The organism is Curtobacterium sp. 179-B 9B NHS, assembly GCF_045370965.1.
Lineage (GTDB): Bacteria > Actinomycetota > Actinomycetes > Actinomycetales > Microbacteriaceae > Curtobacterium.
The window spans coordinates 50,285-51,358 of the sequence record NZ_JBIQDQ010000020.1 but is presented as its reverse complement, the minus strand read 5'-3'; the positions used below and the strand labels follow the sequence as shown (position 1 = coordinate 51,358).

At 70.3% G+C, this 1,074-nt stretch carries 1 protein-coding gene; it reads left to right on the top strand.

The window, feature by feature from the left end; genetic code table 11:
- Nucleotides 1-450: 450 nt before the first annotated feature.
- The coding region (locus ACH0A8_RS14470) for a hypothetical protein (RefSeq protein WP_406907426.1) at nt 451-1,074 on the top strand (624 nt) is incomplete at its 3' end.

The following is a 1,074-nucleotide window of genomic DNA, read 5'->3' as shown; positions in this document are numbered from 1 at the left end:
TTAGTGTTGTCGTGGGCAGCGTCAGATGTTTATATTTTACTGGGCGGGCGGGGGGCGGGCCGGGCCGGGCAGCCCTGGCTCGGTTTCGGTCGCAAGACTTGCCGCTCAGGTTCGACTGCGACGGCAGGTCGTGCGCCCGCAACGACCGCGCGCGGCATGTCGTGCTACCGGGACGCAGGGGCTTCTCCCGCACGGGAGGCTCGGCTGCGGTCGTTCTCCACAGGTGCGCCCGCCTCTGGCTCGGGTGGTGTCGTACGCCTCCAGGATGCGAGCATGACCACTCCGCGCGCACTGCCGAACGGCCTCGCGGAACGGGCCTTCACCGTCGCACAAGCTCGTCGGTACGGCGAGGGTACGAGCCGCATGCGCCGCGCTGATCTCCGGCGCCCCGTCCACGGCGTCCGCGTGCCTCGCGACCGCGACGCGAGCCTGGTCGACTGCATCGCCCTGGTGCTCCGCCCCGACCAGCGGTTCAGCCACACGACCGCAGTCAGCGTGTGGGGAGCGCCGGCGCCGAGGGAACACCGCGAAGGGTCGCGGGTACACGTGGCGACCATCGGCGGAGGGAGCCTCATGCGGCGTCCGGGTGTCTTGGCCCATCGTGTGGCCGACGACGACACCGTCGAGCAGGACGGCCTCCCGGTCAGCACGCCGGCCCGCGCCTGGGCCGAGTGCGCGACCCTCTTCGACTTCCGAGCGCTCGTCGTCCTCGGCGACCACCTCGTCGGACGGGCGGGACTCGCCACGATCGAGGATCTCGCGCGTGCGCTCCGTCCCCGCGGGCACGGGGTCGTTCTCGCGCGGGCTGCACTCGATGCCGTGCGTCCGGGGAGCGAGTCACCCATGGAGACGCTGATCCGCCTCGACGTCGTTGATGCAGGCTTCCCGGAGCCCGAGCTCAACCACGAGGTGTTCGATGAGCGCGGTACGTTCCTCGGACGGGTGGACATGTGCTGGCCACAGCTCCGTATCGCGCTCGAGTACGACGGCGACCATCACCGCGAGCGCGACGTCTTCCGACACGATCAGCGCCGAGGCAACGGGTTCGCTGTCAACGGGTGGATCGTGGTGCAC